Source organism: Arthrobacter sp. 05T410 (assembly GCF_056396505.1).
Genome location: NZ_JBFTLP010000003.1, coordinates 243,541 through 261,373, shown reverse-complemented (window position 1 = coordinate 261,373; position 17,833 = coordinate 243,541). Strand labels below are relative to the sequence as shown.

Genomic DNA, 17,833 nt, shown 5'->3' with positions numbered 1-17,833 from the left:
CCATCCCCGCAGAACTTTAGTGCGCTTGACCAGCACCCGGCTATCCTGAATCCATGGCCATTTCACTCGCAGCCCTACTGGGAGTTCCGTCCCTGAATCTCACCAAGGCCGGACTCGCCGAAACCACCTGGCACCAGGACATTCTTTGGGTGGCCGTCACCGAACAGGAGGATCCGCAGCGGTTCCTCAATGGCGGCGAACTGATCCTGACGACCGGTATGCGGCTCAAAAGTGCCGCGGAGCAGCGCCGGTTCGTGCGTCAGGTCCAGCGGGCAGGCGCGGTGGGCATCGGGTTCGGGGTCGGCCTGACGCACGACGCCGTTCCGCCGGCCCTGATCGCCGAAGCCAACCGGTGGGGCCTGCCGGTGGTGGAAGTGCCCTACGAGACACCGTTCATCGCGATCGGAAAGCTCGTGGCCGACGCCCAGTCCGCGGACCACCTGGTCAAGCTTGAGCGGCTCATCGCCGGGCACCAGATCCTGGCCCGCGCCCTGCTGACGGGCGGCGGCCTGGCCGAGCTCCTGAAACACCTGGGGTCGATGCTGCGCACCGAGATCGTCCTGACCCAGTTCACCGCCCAGCTGTACAACAGCGTTGCGGGCCACCCGGCGCCCAAGGCCGAGGGCTGGGCGTCCTATCCCATCCCCACGGGACGCCGCGATGCCTGCACCCTGTGGGTGAAGCAGCCGTTCGAGGACACGGGCATCGTGGGTTACGCCCAAAACCTGATCAGCGTTGAGCTCAACAACATGGTCAAGCAACGGCAGGCGCAGCGGGCGCTGGCGGGCCAGGTCCTCGACGACGTTATCCACGGGACGCTGGAGGCGTCCGAAGCCACCCGGCGCCTGGCCGGCGTCGGCATCAACAGCACCCGCAAGAACGTGGTCCTGCTCGCCGAATCGGCTGCCCACCAGAAGCAGCTGGGCAGCTCTTCGCTGCCCCAGCCGCTGGCCGCGGCGGTCGGCTCCGTCGTCGGGAAGGACCTCGTGGTGGTGGTGGCCGACGACGGCAGCGGTGCGAGCGCCCTGGCCCGCAGCCTCAGCGACCACCTCGCCGAGGCCGGGATCCATGCCACGATCGGCATAGGCGGGGCGTACACCAAGCCCAACGGCCTGCGCTGGAGCTATTTCGAGGCCCGCGACGCGGCCAGCCACGGGCTGCCGGTCAACGAGCCCGAGCGGCTGAGTCTGACCTCGCTGCTGCTCGCGAGCGAGGACGTTCCGCTGGCGGACATGGCCAACGAATCACTGAACCCGCTGCGGGCCTTCGACGCGGCGCACGGCGCCGAACTCATGGCCACGCTGGAAAGCTACCTCGGCAACAACGGCTCGGTGGCGGCCGTCGCCGAGGAACTGACGCTGCACCGCAATACGGTCCGCTACCGGCTGGCGCAGATCACCGAACTCACCGGATACGACCCCGCGCAGACAGCGGACCGGGTGCAGCTCTGGCTCGCGCTCGCGGTGCAGCGGCTCAGCGCCCGGCACCCGCGCTGACCGCGCTGACCGCGCTTCCAGTCCGGCCCGCAGGCAACGCGGGGTCACTTAGCGCCCATTGAGCGGCCCGGGATGGGCGCTACGTGACCCCGCGTTGCTTTCTGTCACTTGCAGAGATATTCGCCACTAAAGGCTGAGTCTCAAACATCAAACGTCTAACCTTTAGCTATGGCTAGCAGTACGGCGGTTTCCGCACTTTCCCAGACAGCTCCGCCCGGCGCGGTCCGCCCGCGGGGCGTGATTGTGGCCGGCGTCGTGGCGCTCGTGCTCATCGGGCTCAACCTGCGTGCCGGCATCACCGGAGCCGCCGCGCTTTTCCACGACCTGCAGGCTGTCCTGGGCTACGGCCCGCTGATCGCAGCGCTGCTCCCCTCGATCCCCACGCTGTGCTTCGCGGTGGCCGGCGCTGCCACGTCCTGGCTCACCCGGCAGCTGGGGCTGGAAAAGGCCATCCTGCTCTCCCTCGTGATGCTGGCGGCCGGGCTGCTGCTCCGCGGCGTCCCGTCCACCGGGATGCTGCTGGCCGGCACCGTGGCGGGGATGTCCGGGCTGGCCATCTGCAACGTGGCCATGCCCTCTTTCATCCGCGTGCACTTCGCGGACCGCACGTCCCTCATGACCGCCGTCTACACGCTGACCATGACCACAGGCGCCACTGCCACCGCCGTGCTGATCGTTCCGGTGGCCCAGGCCCTGGGCTCGCCGTCGGCGGGCGTCGGCGCGATCGGATTCCTGGCCTTGGGGGCGTGCCTCGGCTTCCTCCCGATCGCGGTGCACGCCCACCGCAACGCATCCCCCGGCAAGGCCGCCCGGGTTTCCCCGTGGCCCCTGCTGCGGACCCGCACCGGCGCGATGATCACGCTGGGCTTCACGGTGCAGGCGCTCCTGGCCTACGCCGTCCTCAGCTGGTTCCCCTACATGCTGGCCACGACGGGGCTCTCCGCGTCCGACAGCGGGCTGATGTTCGGGCTCATGCAGCTCGTCTCCGTCCCCGCCGGCATGATGCTGGTGGCCATCGGATCACGCCCCCGGATGCTTCGGACCGCGTTCTATCTGGCCACCGTGACCATGGCCCTCGGCGTCCTCTCGATGCTGGTCGTGCCGACGGACTGGGCTCCTTTGACCGCGGTGCTGCTGGGATTCGGACTCGGCATTTTCCCGCTGGTCATGGTGATGATCAGCCGCAGCGGCCGCAGCACGGCCGAGACCACCGCACTGTCCACCGTGGCGCAGTCCGCCGGGTATCTGCTGGCGACGCTCGGCCCGTTCGGCATGGGCCTGCTGCACAGCGCCACCAATTCCTGGACGTTGCCGTTGGCCCTGCTGCTGGCCGTGGCCCTCGGCCAGATCGCGGTGGGCCACCTGCTCTCGGCCGGACCGAAGGAGCTGCGGGCCAAGGAACTGGCAGCCAAAAAGCTGCGGGCCACCGCCCCGCACGCCCCGGAAGGAATCCGGCGATGACACTCACAGCTTCGCACCGGCCACCGCTGGCGGAGGAAATCACTGCCAAGCTGCGGGCCCTGATCCACTCGGGCGAGTGGCCGCTGCAGCAGCGCATTCCGGCCGAACCTGAGCTGATGGCCGCCTTTGGGGTCTCCCGTGGCACCCTGCGTGAGGCCATCAAAGCGCTGGCCCACAGCGGAATGCTCGAGGTCCGCCGCGGGGACGGCACGTATGTCCGCGCCACGAGCGAGATCGCAGGAGCCACGCAGCGGATGTATGAGGACCACTCCCAGGAGCACATCCTCGAGGTCCGGGTCGGGCTGGACACCCAGGCGGCCAGGCTCGCTGCACGCCACGCGACAGCCGACGACCTCACCGCCCTGCGCGGTTTGCTCACCGCCCGCCGTGCCGCCTGGCTCGCCGAGGACTACGCCGCGTGGGCCCGGGCAGACTGGGACTTCCATGCGCGCGTGGCGGAGGCGTCCGCCAACCCGCTGCTGCATGAGCTGTATGTCAGTTTCGGCAGCGTATTCCACAACGACCTGCTCCGCCAGCAGCGTCGGGGAGGCTTCAACGGCCTGCCGCACGAGGGCCACGACGAACTCGTGGCCGCAATTGCCGCCCGCGACGAGGCGGCCGCCGTCGAAAGCGTCACCCGGAACCTGAATTCCTGCGCGGAATGGCTCCAGGATTAACCCAAGGCTTTCCCAAGGTGCGCGGAAGATGCTCTGTCTCAGTGGCGGCCGCCACCCGCGCACCGGCCTCGCGGCCAGGCGGGTTTCCGTCATCATCGGCGTCAGCGCCGAGCCCGGACGGCCGGCCCCTGCGCCCAGCAGCAGGGGCCGGCTCGGCCGAGACACCCGGTTCCGGCGCCGCCCATTAGGGTCTTAGTGCCGTAGACCGGACCCGAGCCGCGGTCAACACTAAGAATGGCAGGACGCCGCACGAGGGTGCCCGCGACAAGTGCAGCCGCGCCCCAGTCCCGGGCCGGGGTGCCGGTCTCGTTGGATGACAGTCTCGCCGGTGTCGCAGTGTTGTGGTTTACCTCAGCAAGTACGTCGCGAGGAGGTCGATGGTGGGCAAGAAGAAGAAAAAGTCCAAGGGCTCCGACGAAGAGGACGGGCGCGCCGGGAAGAAGATGCCGCGCAAGAAGTACGAAGCGGAGATGGAGGTCCTGCAGGGTGAACTGGTCGCCATGCAGGAGTGGGTGAAGTCCACCGGAGCCAAAATCTGCATCGTCTTCGAAGGCCGCGACACGGCCGGCAAGGGCGGCACGATCAAGCGCATCGTCGAAAGGGTGAGCCCCCGGGTGTTCCGCGTGGTCGCGCTCCCCACACCGACCGAGCGGGAGAAGTCGCAGATGTACCTCCAGCGCTACATGTCTCACTTCCCGGCGGCGGGCGAGGTGGTCATCTTCGATCGCAGCTGGTACAACCGTGCGGGCGTCGAGCGGGTGATGGGTTTCTGCACCCCGGAACAGACCCAGAGGTTCCTCGACATGACCCCGATGGTGGAGAAGGCGATGGTCGACTCCGGGATCATCCTGCTCAAGTACTGGCTCGAGGTCAGTGCGGACGAGCAGACCAGGCGGCTCGAGAGCCGCATGGACGACCCCCGCAAGACCTGGAAACTCTCTCCGATGGACCTGAAGTCCTACAAACGGTGGTACGACTATTCCCGGGCCCGGGACGCCATGTTCGAGGCGACCGACACCGCTTGGGCGCCGTGGTACATCGCGCACAATGACATCAAGAAGCGCGGCCGGCTCAACGTCATCAGCCATATTCTCAGCCAGGTACCCTACGAGCCGTACCCGGGGCTCGACGTCGAGCTCCCCAAGCGCCAGAAGGCCCTCGATTACACCGAACCGGCACTGTCCGTGCGGCACATCCCCACCCCGTTCTAAGCAGCGCCCCGGCGATGAGGAGGAAGTCATGAGCGACGATCCCGGAGCAGTAGCTGGGGTGGCCCCGGCGGAGGCTGACGCGAGCTGGTACGCGCTGGCACCGGCTGAAGTGGCGGCCGAGCTGAAGGTGGATCCGGCTGGCGGGTTGAGCACGGGAGAGGCGCAGCAGCGGCTGCAGGAGTACGGACCGAACGCCCTCGCCGCCGCTAAGCAGGAGCCGGTATGGAAACGGTTCTTCAAGCACTATCAGGACTACATGCAGATCGTCCTTGTGGTCGCCGCCCTGGTCAGCTTGCTGATCGCGGAATACGGAACCGCCATTGGGCTTGCCCTGCTGACGCTGTTCAACGCGTGGCTGGGGTACCACCAGGAGGGCAAGGCCGAAGAAGCCGCCGCCTCCCTGGGGCAGATGATGAAGGCTATGGCCAAGGTGCGCCGCGACGGTGACGTTGTGGAGCTCCCCGCCGAACAGATCGTCCCCGGCGACATCGTGGTGGTCGATGCCGGTGACCGCGTCCCCGCCGACGGCCGGATCATCCTGGCGGCAACCCTCCAGATCGAGGAGGGCGCCCTGACCGGGGAGAGCGTCGCCGTCGAAAAGGACACCGAGACCATCGGCCGGCACGACGTCGGCATCGGCGACCGCCTGAACATGGCGTTCATGAACACGAACGTGACGCGGGGCCACGGCGAAATCCTCGTCACCACCACCGGCATGGGCTCGGAGGTCGGCCACATCGCCCACATGCTGTCCGGGCAGAAAGTGGAGAAGACCCCGCTCACCAAGCAGGTGGACCGGCTCACCATCTTCATCATTGTCGCGGCCCTCTTCGCGTTTATCGCCATCGTCGTGATGGGCCTGGCCTCCGGCGAGTCCTTCGCGGTGCTCTTCGGAATCGGTGTGGCGCTGGCAGTCGGCTCCATCCCGGACGCGCTGCCCGCCGTCGTCACCACCATCCTGTCCGTCGGGTCGGTCAATATGGCCAAGAAGAACGCCATCATGAAGGTCCTCCCTGCGGTCGAGACCCTGGGCTCCACCTCGGCCATCAACTCGGACAAGACCGGCACCCTGACCCTGAACCAGATGACGGTCCGCGAGATCACCACAGTGCAGCACCACTACACCGTCAGCGGTGAGGGCTACAGTTTCGACGGCCAGATCCAACGGACCACCGGGGACGCCGAGCGGGACCTGGACTACGTGATGTTCTCCTGCGCCCTGTGCAACGACTCCGATATCAACGACGGCGAGGTGGTCGGGGACCCCACCGAGGCGGCGCTCTACGTGCTCGCGCAGAAAGGCGGCGTGGACGTCAGGGAATTCCGCCGGAACAACCCGCGCGTGGCGTCGGTGCCGTTCGATTCCGACTACAAGTTCATGGCCACGTTCCACCGGATGCCGGGGGCCGATGGCAGGCCCGTGATCCGGGCCTACGTGAAGGGGGCACCCGACGTCCTCCTGAGCAGGTCCTCGTTCGGCCGGATGCCGGGCGGCCACGCCGAGCGCCTCACTGACGAAATGCGGGGCAAGGTGCTTGCCGAGAACGAACGCATCGCCAGCCAGGGCAGGCGGGTGCTCGCCCTGGCGCAGCGCGAGTTCGACCCGGCGACGTTCCAGCCTTCGGGCGACCTGATGGCGCTGATGCAGGATCTGGAGATTTCGGCGCTGATCGGCGAGGTTGACCCGCCGCGCGCCGAGGCGGTGGCCGCCATCGCCAAGGCAAAGCACGCCGGCATCCGGGTCCGGATGATCACCGGCGACCACGCCGTCACCGCTGCGGCGATCGCCGACGAACTGGGCATCAGGGGCCGCGCGGTGACCGGGGCCGAGTTCGCGGCGATGAGCGACGCGGAGGCCGACAGCCAGGTGGACGGGATCGGCGTGATCGCCCGTGTAGCCCCCGAACACAAGGTCAGGCTGGTCGAGGTGCTCAAGCGCAAGGGCAACATCGTGGCCATGACCGGCGACGGCGTGAACGACGCGCCGGCCATCGCGGCCGCCGACATCGGGATCGCGATGGGCATCACCGGCACCGACGTCGCCAAGGGCGCGGCCAAGATGATCCTGGCCGACGACAACTTTGCCACCATCGTGGCGGCGGTCGAAGAGGGCCGGCTCGTGTACGACAACCTGCAGAAGTTCATCCGGATCCAAGTCGCCAACCTGTTCATGTTCATTCTGGCGTTCATCGGATCCTCGGCCTTCGCCATAGCCGGCACGGCCCTGCTCAGCCCGGCCCAGGTGCTGTGGATCCACATGGCGATCGTCGCCCCGATTGGGGCGGTGATGGGCCTGGATCTCGCGACGCCGGGCATCATGGACCGCAAACCACGGCCCTTCAACCAGCCGATCCTCGTCCGGTCGATGATGGTGCGCCTGTTCATCGTCGGGCTTTTCATGGCGGCCGCGACGCTGATCCTCGTGCAGATCGGCAAAACCACCTACGGATCACTGGAGGTCGGCCAGACCATGGCCGTGGTGGGGCTGGGGCTGATGAACATCTTCGTGGCGCTCAATCTGCGTTACCCGACCGAGAGCGCCTTCGGGCCCGCCACGGTGTCCAACCCGAAGCTGCTCTGGGCGTTCGCGTGGGCCGTCCTCGGCTCGATGCTGATCACCCAGATGAAGGTGATGCAGGACCTGTTCGGCACGCTGCCGCTTTCCGGCCAGCAGTGGCTGCTCTGCCTGGTGCCGGGCGTGGTGCTGCTGTTCCTCGGTGAAATCTTCAAGATCATCCTGCGGGCCCGGCAATCGAAGGGCCGGGCCGCAGTCCCGGCTCCCCCCGTTCCGGCGTGAGAGTGCTGCTCCGGCGAGAGTGCGACTGCCAATGGTGAGGGCCGGAACGCGATGTTCCGGCCCTCAACAGTGGCGCATACCGGCTGTGCCGGGGCTAGCGGACGAGGCCCTTCAGGACGTTCTTAGGCCGCTGCATCTCGCCGTGCTTGGCGCCGAGCACGATCACCCAGCCGGCGAATACAGGGATGGTCCACTGCAGGATCTTCAGCTGCTGCTGCGCGGAACGGAGTTCCTCGGAGGCACCCGGCTTCGGCTCGGTGGCACCCTTGGCGCCCTCGGCGGCCAGCTTGTCCACCTTGGCTCCCTGCAGGCCCGCGTACAGGGTCACAGCGGCTCCGGCGAGGGTGACGACGGACTTGTAGACGCTCAGGCGCGTGACGCCGTCCTGCTTGGCCATCCGGCCCTTGTTCTCCCACATGACGGCGAGGCCCGAAAGAAAATGCGCCCCAAACGCCGCCGCCTGGTACGGCGCCCACTTCTTCCAGCCCAGGCTTGAGAGGCGGGTACGTTCCGCCGGGTCCTTGGCAGCAGCCGTGGCACCGTTGAGCCCAATGGCGCCCATCAGGGAACCGCCGAACCAGGCGGCTGCCGTCAGGTCGTGAATGGATCGGGCAACAAGATTACCTGCCATGTTGAGCTTCCTATCATCTGTCTTCGAATCCGAATCGCAGGGGCAGCAAGGCCGCCGGTCCGCGGCATGTCCACGAGCGGGGCCATGACCAGGCTATGGTAAGCACACTTACCAAAAACGCGGTAGTCCAAGCGGCTGCCACTTCGCCGCGCGTAGAATCGGCGCCATAGCCACACCGCCGTAAGGCACAACACCGGCACACCGCCCTAGGCACAACACCGGCACACCGGACCAGATGAGGAATAGCCGCATCACCATGGCAGAAGAAGAGTCCGGGATCGAAGCCGCCATCGGCGACGCCGTCGACACCGCGGAGGCGGCGTCGAACAGCACCGCGCTCGACGTCGTCGCCCGTTCCGGATTCGCGGTGATGGCACTGCTTCATATCGTGATCGGGGCCATCGCCGTCGCCCTGGTCCTGGGCGCGCCGGGCCAGGCCGAACCCACCGGCGCCATCGAACAACTCGCCGCCAACCCCTGGGGTCCGGTGGTCATGTGGGCGGCCTGCATCGCCTGCGCGGGCCTCGCGCTCTGGCAGCTGAGCGAGGCGACGCTCCGGGGCCGCCACCTGCCGCGCCGGGAGCAGTTGGGCAAACTCATTTCCTCCGGCTTCCTCGCCATAGCGTACGGGAGCGTCGGGCTGAGCTTCGCGGGCTTCGGGCTCGGCCAGCGCGGCGATTCGGGCGACTCGACCCGGGATTTCAGCACGGCCCTGATCCAGTCACCGCTGGGGGTTCCGGCCCTTGTCGGCCTCGGGCTCACCATCATGGGAATCGGCGTGTATTTCATCGTCAAGGGCTTCGGGAAGAAGTTCAAGGAGGAACTGCAGCACTTCGAGGGGACCCGCCGCGGCAGGGTCATCAGCGCCCTTGGAGTCACCGGGCACGTCTCGAAAGGGCTGGCGCTGATCCTGACCGGGCTGCTCTTCGTCGTGGCCGCGGCGACCAACAATCCCGGTTCCTCCACCGGCCTGGACGGCAGCCTCAAGGCGCTCCGGGACCACCCCTTCGGCCCGTACCTGCTCCTGGCGATCGGGGCGGGCTTCATTGCCTACGGCGTGTTCGCGCTGGTCCGGGCGCGCTTCGGCCGGATGTAGCCGCCGCCCTGGGTGGGGATTTTCTTGTTTGGCATCCGCCCGCGGGACTATCGTGGAGCTACCCCGGGCCGGGCTGGGACGGCCACCGGCGGCAGGTCTCGCAGAGGTATGGCATGAGCTACGTTCCGGTGAGCAGACGCACCCTCCGACGGCACCGTGAATCTGAGCGGTCCACGCGGCGGCTCGTGGCCGCCCTGTCTGCCGCGGCCGCCGCGGCCTGGCTGCTCTCGGTCACGTTGTCCACCGCGGTCCATGTCGACACCTATGTCCACCACGTCGCCGTCGTGCTGCACGTGCTGTCGATGGTGGTGGCCTTTGGCGCCGTCGTCCTGATGGACTGGCACGGCTTCCTGTGGCTGATCGGCAGACGCGACCTGGCCGAAACCATCAGGCTCGACGGCGCGGCGACACCGCTGATCTGGGGCGGCCTGGCCGGCATGCTGGCCACGGGCGTGTTCCTGAACCCGCACCTGAGCAACCCGATGACGGACCTCAAGCTCGCCGCCGTCCTTGTGCTCAGCCTTAACGGGATCATGCTCATTCCGCTCATGCGGCGGCTGGCCAGGCTGACTCCCGATGCCTCGTTCAAGGACCTGACCGCCGGGCAACGGGTCCATCTGCTGCTGTGCCTGGTGATCTCGCAGCTGTGCTGGTGGACGGCGATTGTCATCGGGTTCAAAAACGCCGAGTTCTGAGGTGCCGCCGGGCCGCGCCCGGGTACTAGCCGGCGGCCTTCCGCAGCGGCACCACGTCGCCTTCCTGGTACAGCAGGGCGCGGATCTCGGACTCGGCGGAATCCAGCCGCCTCGGGTCGATCGTTTCCCCGGCCGCGAAGTGGTCCAGCAGCCGGGGATCCACGTAGCTTTTCCGGGCGATCGACGGTGTGTTGCCCAGGACCGCGGCCGCGTCCTGCATGGCCTGGCTCACCGCGCTCTTCCGGGCCGAGACCTTCGTCTGCGGGCCGCTCTGCGCCAGGCTGACCGCTGCCGCCGCCGTCCCCCGCAGGGTGCGGAAATCCTTCGCGGTGAAGTCCTCCCCCGTGCGCTCCTTGACGTACTCGTTGATGTCCGCGCTCGACACCGGATGCCAGCTGCGGCCATCCTTGTAGGCCAGCAGGCGGGCGTTGCCGCCGCGGCGCTTGAGCTGGCGCACGACGGCGGCGAGGTCGGCGTCGTCAATCCGCGACTCCCAGGTCTTGCCGCTCTTGGCCGGGAAGCTGAGCCGGAGTTCGTCCTTGCGCACCTTGACGTGGGCGCAGAGCAGGGTGGCGAGGCCATGGCTGCCGTTTTCGTTGGTGTAGCGCTCCGAGCCGACGCGCAATGATCCGCTGTCGAGCATCCGAAAGGCGGCCGCCAGCACGCGTTCCCGCGTCAGCCCTTCGGAGCGCAGGTCCATGGTCACCAGGCGGCGTGCGGTCGGCAGGGTCTCAGCCAGCTGGAGCGAACGGTCGAACTTCAGCCGGTCCTTCCGTTCCCGCCAGCTCGGATGGTAGATGTACTGCCGCCGGCCCACCGCGTCCACTCCCGTGGCCTGGATGTGCCCGTTGTCGTACGGGGCGATCCAGACGTCGGTCCAGGCCGGCGGGATCCCGATGCCCTCGAGCCGTTCCCGCACGGGGCCCGGCGGCAGGGTAGAGCCGTCCAGGTCCTTGTAACTGAACCCGGTCCCGGCGGGGACCCTGCGGTATCCTCGGCCGGACGCGTTGCTGTGGCGGAGCCTCATTGGCCGGCCCTGGGCGAGTGTTCATCCATGACGGTAAGCCTACTGACTACCGCCCGGGTTTCCACGTAAATCAAACAACGCGGGGTCACTTAGCGCCCATAATCCCTTCCGGGATGGGCGGGAAGTGACCCCGCGCTGGTCTGCGTCGTTGTTCTGTGTTGCTCTGCGTTGCGGCTAGACCTCGACGGCGGCGCCGCGGGAGATCTCCACCATGTCCTCGCGGGGCACCACCTTGATGCGCTCGCGCTGGACGGCGACGCCGTGCGACCCGCCGGCAGCGGTGGCCTTTTCACCCAGGGCGCGCTCGTGCTCGTCCAGGGCCAGCCAGCCTTCCCAGCTGGTGTACTCGACGCCGCGGCCCGCCAGGAGCTCGACGATCGCCTCGGGGGCGGGCGCCGCGGCCAGCGGCAGGTTTTCGCGGTCCTCAAGCAGGTAGGTCACGGTTTCGAGGGCGTCACCCTTGGTGTGGCCGATCAGTCCCACCGGACCGCGCTTGATCCAGCCGGTCGCGTAGATCCCCGGCACGTGGGTGCCGGCGGCGTCCAGGACCCGGCCGCCGTCGTTCGGGACGACTCCCTTGCTGTGGTCGAACTCGACCTCGGGGAGGGCGGAACCGAAGTAGCCGATGGCGCGGTACACGGCCTGGACCGGGTACTCGACAAACTCGCCCGTGCCGCGGGCGTTGCCGTTGCCGTCCAGTTCGGTGCGCTCGAACTTGATCCCGGCGACGCGGCCGGGCGCGTCGGCGCCGTCGGTTTCTTCTCCGTAGATCTCGACCGGGCTGTGCAGGAAGTGCAGGTGCAGCCGGCGGGACGCGGTGAGCTCGGAGAGGTCCTCGGGCTGTTCGGCGATCCAGTTGGTGAGCGTGCCCACCATGGTCTTGGTCTGGTTGTTGCTCTGGATCTGCCGGTCCGATTCGGCGTCGAACTCGAAGTCCTCGGCGTAGAGGATGATGTCCACGTCCTTGGAGTGGGAGAGTTCGCGCAGTTCCAAGGGCGTGAACTTGACCTGGGCGGGCCCGCGGCGGCCGAACACGTGCACGTCCGTGACCGGCGAGGACTTCAGCCCGGTGTAGACGTTGTCCGGGATTTCGGAGACCAGGAGGTCGTCGGCGTGCTTGGAGAGCATGCGGGCCACGTCGAGGGCCACGTTGCCGTTGCCGATTACGGCGATTTCTTTGGCCTCCAGCGGCCATTCGCGGGACACATCGGGGTGCCCGTCGTACCAGGACACGAAGTCGGCGCCGCCGTAGGAGCCCTCGAGCTCGATGCCGGGGATGTTGAGGTCCGCATCCTTGATGGCGCCGGTGGCGAAGATGACGGCGTCGTAGTGGGTGCGGAGGTCATCGATGGACAAGTCCGTGCCGTAGTCCACGTTGCCGAAGAACCGGATGTCGCCGCGGTCCAGGACCTTGTGCAGGGCGTTGACGATGCCCTTGATGCGGGGGTGGTCGGGGGCCACGCCGTAGCGGATCAGACCGTAGGGTGCCGGGTAGCGGTCGAAGAGGTCGATGCTGACGGTGAGCTCGCCGCTCTTGACGGCCTCGCTCTTGGTCAGGATGTCCGCGGCGTAGACGCCGGCGGGACCGGAGCCGACGACGGCGACGCGCAGCGGGCGGGCGGCGGTTCCTACGGGGGTGCTAGTTGACACGGCTGTGTTCCTTTTTTCTTCTGCATCCGTTGCTCCACAAACGCCCTTTGGGGCTTGATAACGGCAGTTGTGGAGCAATCGACGGGTGTTAGGGGGTCAGTACGCGGGTCTTGGTGGTGCGGGGAGCGTTCGGGGAGGTGGTGCTGTAGTCCGCGGTCTTGAAGTGCGACGGCGCGAACGGGCTGACGCGGACCACGTCGCCGATCACGATCACGGCGGGATTCGCTACGCCTGCGGCCTCCGCCTGGTCCGCGATGGTCCCGAGGGTTCCGATGGTCACCCGCTGGTTTGGCAGGTATCCATTCTCTACGATGCCAACAGGCGTCTGAAGAGGCAAACCGGCGCGGGCCATGGAGGCTGCGGAATCGCGCAGCTGGCCCACACCCATGAGCAGGATCACAGTGTGGTCGGCACGGGCCGGGACTTCCGAGAGTTCCTCATGGCCGGTGACCACACTGAAGCCTTTGGCCAGCCCGCGGTGCGTGACCGGGATGCCGGCGGCGGCGGGGACGGAAATGGCCGACGTGACGCCGGAAACCACTTCGACCTCGACGCCGTGCTGCCGGCAAAATTCGGCTTCCTCGCCGCCGCGGCCCAGCACGTAGGGGTCACCGCCCTTGAGCCGGACCACGCGGTGGCCCTGCAGGGCTTCCTCGACCAGGATCCGGTTGATTTCAGACTGCGGCACCGGATGGTGGCCGGGGGTCTTGCCGACCTCCACCACACGGACATCGGGGGCCAGTTCGGCCAGGAGTTCACGCGGGCCGAGCCGGTCCGCCACCACGACGTCGGCCTGGCCAAGGAGCCGGCGGCCGCGGACGGTGATGAGTCCGGTGTCGCCGGGACCGCCGCCGACGAGGGCCACGGATCCGGGAGTTGCCCCCGTGCCGGAAACTCGGTGCCGGCGCAGCGGCAGGTCTCCGGTGGCCAGGGCGGTGGCGACGGCGTCGCGCAGGGCCATGGCGCGGCGCGGGTCTCCGCCGGCGTTGACGGCGATCTTGACGTCGTCCACCACGGCGACGGCGGGCGTCCAGGCGGCGGAGGCTTCGTGGTCGGAGGCGTTGACGCACCAGATGCGCTGCGACTCGGCGTCGGCGGAGACCTGCGCGTCCACGGCGGCGTCGCCGGTGGCGGTCTGGACGAACCAGACGCCGTCGACGTCGGACCGCCGGTACGGGCGGGGCTCCCAGTTCAGGAGGCCGGCGTCGGCAAGTTCAGCGAGCGCCGGGCAGGCGGCCGGTGCCACGACGGTGACGCGGGCTCCGGCGTCGAGCAGCCCCTTGGTGCGCCGGGCGGCCACCGGGCCGGCGCCGACGACCAGCACGGGACGGCCGAGGAGGCGCAGGGCCGTGGGGTAAATGTCCTGAATTGCCATGCATCGACGATAGGGCGGCGTCACATAGCGGAACAACGGTGCGGCAACACCAGTTCACGCAAGGTAACGCCGCGTCACATAATGGCAATCGCCGCTCCTGATCTGCGGCGGCCGGGGGCACCCCTATTTCACGGCGATGAGTTCGATCAGCTTGATGTCGGGATCCTTGGCGAGCAGGGCGGGACCGTGTTCGCCGAGGGCGGCGGGGATGGCGCCGCTGAGGTGGGCCTGACGGTCCTCCTCGGTATCGAAGGTGTCGAAGATGCCGAAGGTGTTCTCGTTGACCCGGAAGGCATACCAGGTGCGCGTTCCGGGCTCGTTGAGCACTATTTCGCGCCCTCCGATCAGGAAGTCCCAGACGTCCTGTTCCTTCCCCGCTTTGGCTTCGACCAGGGCCAGCACGCCAAATTTTGCCGCCACAGCGACCTCCTAGGAATCGGGCTTTGCATCAGCCGTGGAAGGGGCCGCAACCCGGCCTCTAGGCGTGAGTGTAGGCCCGTGCCTGTACCCGGGCAAGGAGCCATCGAAAAAGCAACGCGGAGTCACCTACAGCCCATAAACCAATGGATTATGGGCCGTAGGTGACCCCGCGTTGCTTTGGAGGAGCTGGGTGGCTGGCCTAGCGGGTGCTGCCGGCCAGGAGGCCGCGGCGGCGGAGCAGCCGCTTTTCAATCGGTGCGAACACGAGCAGCTCGATCAGGATTCCGACGGCGAGGATCAGCAGGATGGCGGATATGACGATGGTCATGTCGGACAGGACGCGGCCCTGGTCCAGCATGGAGCCCAGACCGAAGCCGATGGTGCCGCCGACGGCGATGATTTCCGCCGCCATGAGCGAGCGCCAGGAGAACGCCCAGCCCTGTTTGAGGCCGCCGAGGTACCCGGGCAGGGCCGCCGGCAGGATGATCTGCAGGGCCAGCTGAAGCCGGGACGCACCCAGGACCTTTCCGACGCTGCGGTACTGCGGCGGAATCTGGTCCACACCGGAGATCAGGCCGTTGATGATCGAGGGAATCGCACCCATGAACACCACGAAATACACGGTGGCATCCGTGATCCCAAACCAGAGAATAGCGGCCGGTACCCAGGCCACCGACGGCAGGACCTGCAGCCCGGAGATCAGCGGCCCGAAAGCGCGCCGCAGCGGTGCCACCTGGGCCAGCACGAGACCCACCGGCGTCGCGATCACCACGCTGATCAGGAAGCCCACGACGCCGCGCTGCAGCGAGGTCCAAACGGCCTCTTGAAGCTTGCCCTCCCCCCACAGGGTTCCGACCTGGCCGATGACATCCAGGGGGCCGGGCACGACGTCGCGCCGCTTGAAGCCGAGGGAGACGTACAACTGCCAGAGGATGATCAGCACCGCGAGCGCGGCCACCGGCAGCAGGATCCGGCTCCAGTCGATGCGGACCTTGCGGATGGAGTCTGACTGCAGGGAGTCGAGGCCCGCTTCGAGCTCGCGGAGGTCTTCCTTGCCGGTGGAGGAACGGGTCAGGGCGGCGTGGACCTTGCGGGTCTCCACCGGCGCTTCCGCCACGGGAAGCTGGTTACTTGGCATGGCGGCGGATCTCCTCGCGTAGCCGGGCGGTGATTTCGCCGGTGAGCTGGCCGGCCAGTCCGGCGTCGGTGCGGTGCTCTTCGCTGACGTGCCATTCCCGCACCACGCGGCCGGGCCGGGAGGAGAGCAGCAGGACGCGCTGGCCCAGCCGGACGGCCTCGCGGACGTTGTGGGTGACAAAGACGATGGTCCGGCCGGTTTCCTTCCAGATCCGTTCCAGCTCGTCATGGAGCAGGTCCCGCGTAATCGCGTCCAGGGCCGCGAACGGCTCGTCCATGAGCAGCAGCTGGCGGTCCTGGGCCAGCGACCGGGCCAGGGAGACGCGCTGGCGCATCCCGCCGGAGAGCTCGTGGGGCCGTTTGTCCCCCGCACCGCCCAGGTGCACCAGGTCCAGCAGCTCCCCCGCCCGGACCCGGCGGTCGGCTTTCCCGACGCCGCGCAGCTTCAGGGCCAGCTCGATGTTCTCCCGCGCGGTCAGCCAGGGAAACAGTGCCGCGTCCTGGAACATGAAGGCGGCGCCGTCGCTGGGCACTTCCAGGGCGCCCGACGTCGGGGCCTCCAGTCCCGCCATGATGTTGAGCAGGGTGGACTTGCCGCAGCCGGAGGCACCGAGCAGGGCGACGAACTCGCCCTGCCCGATGGTGGCGTTGACGTCGTCCAGCACCGGGGCGCCGGCGCCGAAGCGCTTGCCCAGGTGTTCCAGTACGACTGGCATGGTCTGGTCCTTACTGTTGTGGCGGATGGCTGGGGGCCCGGGCGCTAGTCCTTGCCGAGCCCCTCGGCGGAGATCTTCTTGCCGGCACTCTCACTCAGAACGCTGTTGAGCGCCGTGAGGTCGAAGATGCCGTTGATGTCGGCCTGCTTCGTGGTGCCGGCGTCGACGCCGTCCTGGAGCAGCTTCTTGTACGTCCCAGCGAGCGGGTCGGTGGTGAAGAGAATGTTCTTCAGGGACCGGTCGATGACGTCGGCCGACAACGCCTTGCCTGCGGCAGCCTTGAGTCCGTCGTTGAGGGCGGTGGCTTTCTCGGCGGCGGGCGCCGCGTTGAGCCAGTCCACGGATTCGACATGGCCCTTCAGCAACGCCTGCACCGTGGCAGGGTGCTCGGCCGCGAACGTCTTGTTGACGATCAGGACGGTGGTGACGAACTCGCCCTTCTCCCACAGGTCCTTCTCGTCGACCAGGACCTTCGCGTCGGCCTGGAGCACCAGGCGGGAGGCCCAGGGCTCAGGCAGCCACGCGCCGTCGAGCTTGCCGTCCTGGAACAACTTGAGGGTCTGGGCGTTCTCGGTCGGGTTGATCGAGACGTCGCCGCTGCCGTCCGTGGAGGTCTTGAACCCCTGCTTGCCGAGCCAGGCGCGGAGGGCCACGTCCTGGGTGCCGCCGAGCTGCGGCGATGCGAGCGTCTTGCCCTTGAGGTCGGCCGCCGAGTTGATGCCGGGCTTGACCACCAGCTGCGCTCCGCCGGCCGCGGCGCCGGCGATGATGCTGATGGACTGGCCGTTGCTCTTGACGTAGGAGTTGATGGCCGGGTTGGGGCCGATGTAGGTGGCGTCGATGGCGCCGGCGTTCAGGGCCTCGATCGCGGCCGGGCCGGCGTTGAACACCTGCGTGCTGAGCTTGGTCGCCCCGAGGTCCTTGGCGATGAACCCCTTGTTGACACCCACCAGGGCCGGGGCGTGGGTGATGTTGCCAAAGTAGCCGAGCCTGAGCTCCGCGGCCGGGCCGGCGTCCGCCGTTGCCGCTACGGGGGCGGTTTCGGGGCTGCGGGACAGCGAGGATGCAACTGCTGCGCCGGCGCCGATCAGGAGCACGAGGCCCGCGACCAGGGCGATTTCCAGGGTGCGCTTGCGTTTGGGTTTGCCGGTCTCGCCGGCGACGATCCGGGTGGTGCCGGGCTGTGTGCCGGGCCCGGGGTTTTCGGGGGTGTGTGACATGGGTGAAGTCCTGTTCTGGGGTGTGTGCGGAAGGGCCGGGCGGATGGTCAGCGCCGGCGACATCGCCCCTGGAAGTCCCTGCGGGGGAGGCCGGGGAACCGTTCCTGTGTCTTCATTCATTCACCATAGGGAGTGTCATATTCGGGGTTCAACGGCCCGGAAACCGGGGGTCACGCGGGTTCACGCAGCGTCACATTCGGCCCCAAAAGACGGCAGCTTGTTTC

15 protein-coding genes are annotated in these 17,833 nt (G+C 67.9%); 7 read left to right on the top strand and 8 right to left on the bottom strand.

What is annotated here, in order from left to right; all coding sequences use genetic code 11:
• Positions 1–53: 53 nt before the first annotated feature.
• From AC1DFR_RS05800 to AC1DFR_RS05780, 5 genes are all read left to right on the top strand, one after another.
• Positions 54–1,496, top strand: coding sequence for a PucR family transcriptional regulator (locus tag AC1DFR_RS05800; RefSeq protein ID WP_079550035.1), 1,443 nt, complete (start codon positions 54–56; stop codon positions 1,494–1,496).
• A 168-nt stretch (positions 1,497–1,664) separates the two neighbouring features.
• Complete coding sequence (locus AC1DFR_RS05795) at positions 1,665–2,957, top strand: MFS transporter (RefSeq protein ID WP_476872949.1); 1,293 nt, start codon at positions 1,665–1,667, stop codon at positions 2,955–2,957.
• The gene (locus AC1DFR_RS05790) at positions 2,954–3,634 is read left to right on the top strand and encodes a FadR/GntR family transcriptional regulator (RefSeq protein ID WP_223913963.1); all 681 of its coding nucleotides are present in this window, start codon (positions 2,954–2,956) and stop codon (positions 3,632–3,634) included. Before AC1DFR_RS05795 ends, AC1DFR_RS05790 begins: the two co-directional genes overlap by 4 nt.
• Positions 3,635–4,011: 377 nt before the next feature.
• The gene (ppk2, locus tag AC1DFR_RS05785; RefSeq protein WP_476872948.1) at positions 4,012–4,845 is read left to right on the top strand and encodes a polyphosphate kinase 2; all 834 of its coding nucleotides are present in this window, start codon (positions 4,012–4,014) and stop codon (positions 4,843–4,845) included.
• 28 nt (positions 4,846–4,873) lie between these two features.
• Positions 4,874–7,642, top strand: a complete 2,769-nt coding sequence (locus AC1DFR_RS05780; protein WP_476859348.1) for a cation-translocating P-type ATPase — start codon at positions 4,874–4,876, stop codon at positions 7,640–7,642.
• Between the two features lie 94 nt (positions 7,643–7,736).
• Here AC1DFR_RS05780 and AC1DFR_RS05775 read toward each other — a convergent pair whose 3' ends face one another.
• Positions 7,737–8,273, bottom strand: a complete 537-nt coding sequence (locus AC1DFR_RS05775; protein ID WP_476851241.1) for a hypothetical protein — start codon at positions 8,271–8,273, stop codon at positions 7,737–7,739.
• Between the two features lie 256 nt (positions 8,274–8,529).
• Between AC1DFR_RS05775 and AC1DFR_RS05770 the strand changes: the two genes are divergently transcribed.
• Positions 8,530–9,369: a DUF1206 domain-containing protein gene (locus AC1DFR_RS05770; RefSeq protein WP_476872947.1), complete on the top strand. Its 840-nt coding sequence runs from the start codon at positions 8,530–8,532 to the stop codon at positions 9,367–9,369.
• A 113-nt stretch (positions 9,370–9,482) separates the two neighbouring features.
• Positions 9,483–10,064, top strand: a complete 582-nt coding sequence (locus tag AC1DFR_RS05765) for a hypothetical protein (protein WP_476872946.1) — start codon at positions 9,483–9,485, stop codon at positions 10,062–10,064.
• A 25-nt stretch (positions 10,065–10,089) separates the two neighbouring features.
• Here AC1DFR_RS05765 and AC1DFR_RS05760 read toward each other — a convergent pair whose 3' ends face one another.
• The 7 genes from AC1DFR_RS05760 to AC1DFR_RS05730 form a co-directional block, all read right to left on the bottom strand.
• Positions 10,090–11,091 (bottom strand): DNA topoisomerase IB, encoded by a 1,002-nt coding sequence (locus AC1DFR_RS05760; protein ID WP_476859345.1) that lies wholly within the window; start codon positions 11,089–11,091, stop codon positions 10,090–10,092.
• A gap of 174 nt (positions 11,092–11,265) precedes the next feature.
• Positions 11,266–12,741 carry an FAD-dependent oxidoreductase gene (locus tag AC1DFR_RS05755; RefSeq protein ID WP_476872945.1) on the bottom strand — a complete coding sequence of 492 codons (1,476 nt, stop codon included), beginning with the start codon at positions 12,739–12,741 and terminating at the stop codon, positions 11,266–11,268.
• An 88-nt stretch (positions 12,742–12,829) separates the two neighbouring features.
• Entirely contained in the window at positions 12,830–14,116 is a 1,287-nt protein-coding gene (gene cobA / locus AC1DFR_RS05750; RefSeq protein ID WP_476872944.1) for a uroporphyrinogen-III C-methyltransferase, read from the bottom strand.
• 123 nt (positions 14,117–14,239) lie between these two features.
• Positions 14,240–14,536, bottom strand: a complete 297-nt coding sequence (locus AC1DFR_RS05745) for a putative quinol monooxygenase (RefSeq protein ID WP_476872943.1) — start codon at positions 14,534–14,536, stop codon at positions 14,240–14,242.
• A gap of 199 nt (positions 14,537–14,735) precedes the next feature.
• The gene (locus tag AC1DFR_RS05740) at positions 14,736–15,674 is read right to left on the bottom strand and encodes an ABC transporter permease (protein WP_476872942.1); all 939 of its coding nucleotides are present in this window, start codon (positions 15,672–15,674) and stop codon (positions 14,736–14,738) included.
• The gene (locus AC1DFR_RS05735; protein ID WP_018775157.1) at positions 15,664–16,389 is read right to left on the bottom strand and encodes an ABC transporter ATP-binding protein; all 726 of its coding nucleotides are present in this window, start codon (positions 16,387–16,389) and stop codon (positions 15,664–15,666) included. The genes AC1DFR_RS05740 and AC1DFR_RS05735 overlap by 11 nt, the downstream gene beginning before the upstream one ends.
• Positions 16,390–16,433: 44 nt before the next feature.
• Entirely contained in the window at positions 16,434–17,609 is a 1,176-nt protein-coding gene (locus AC1DFR_RS05730; protein WP_476872941.1) for an ABC transporter substrate-binding protein, read from the bottom strand.
• Between the last annotated feature and the right edge of the window lie 224 nt (positions 17,610–17,833).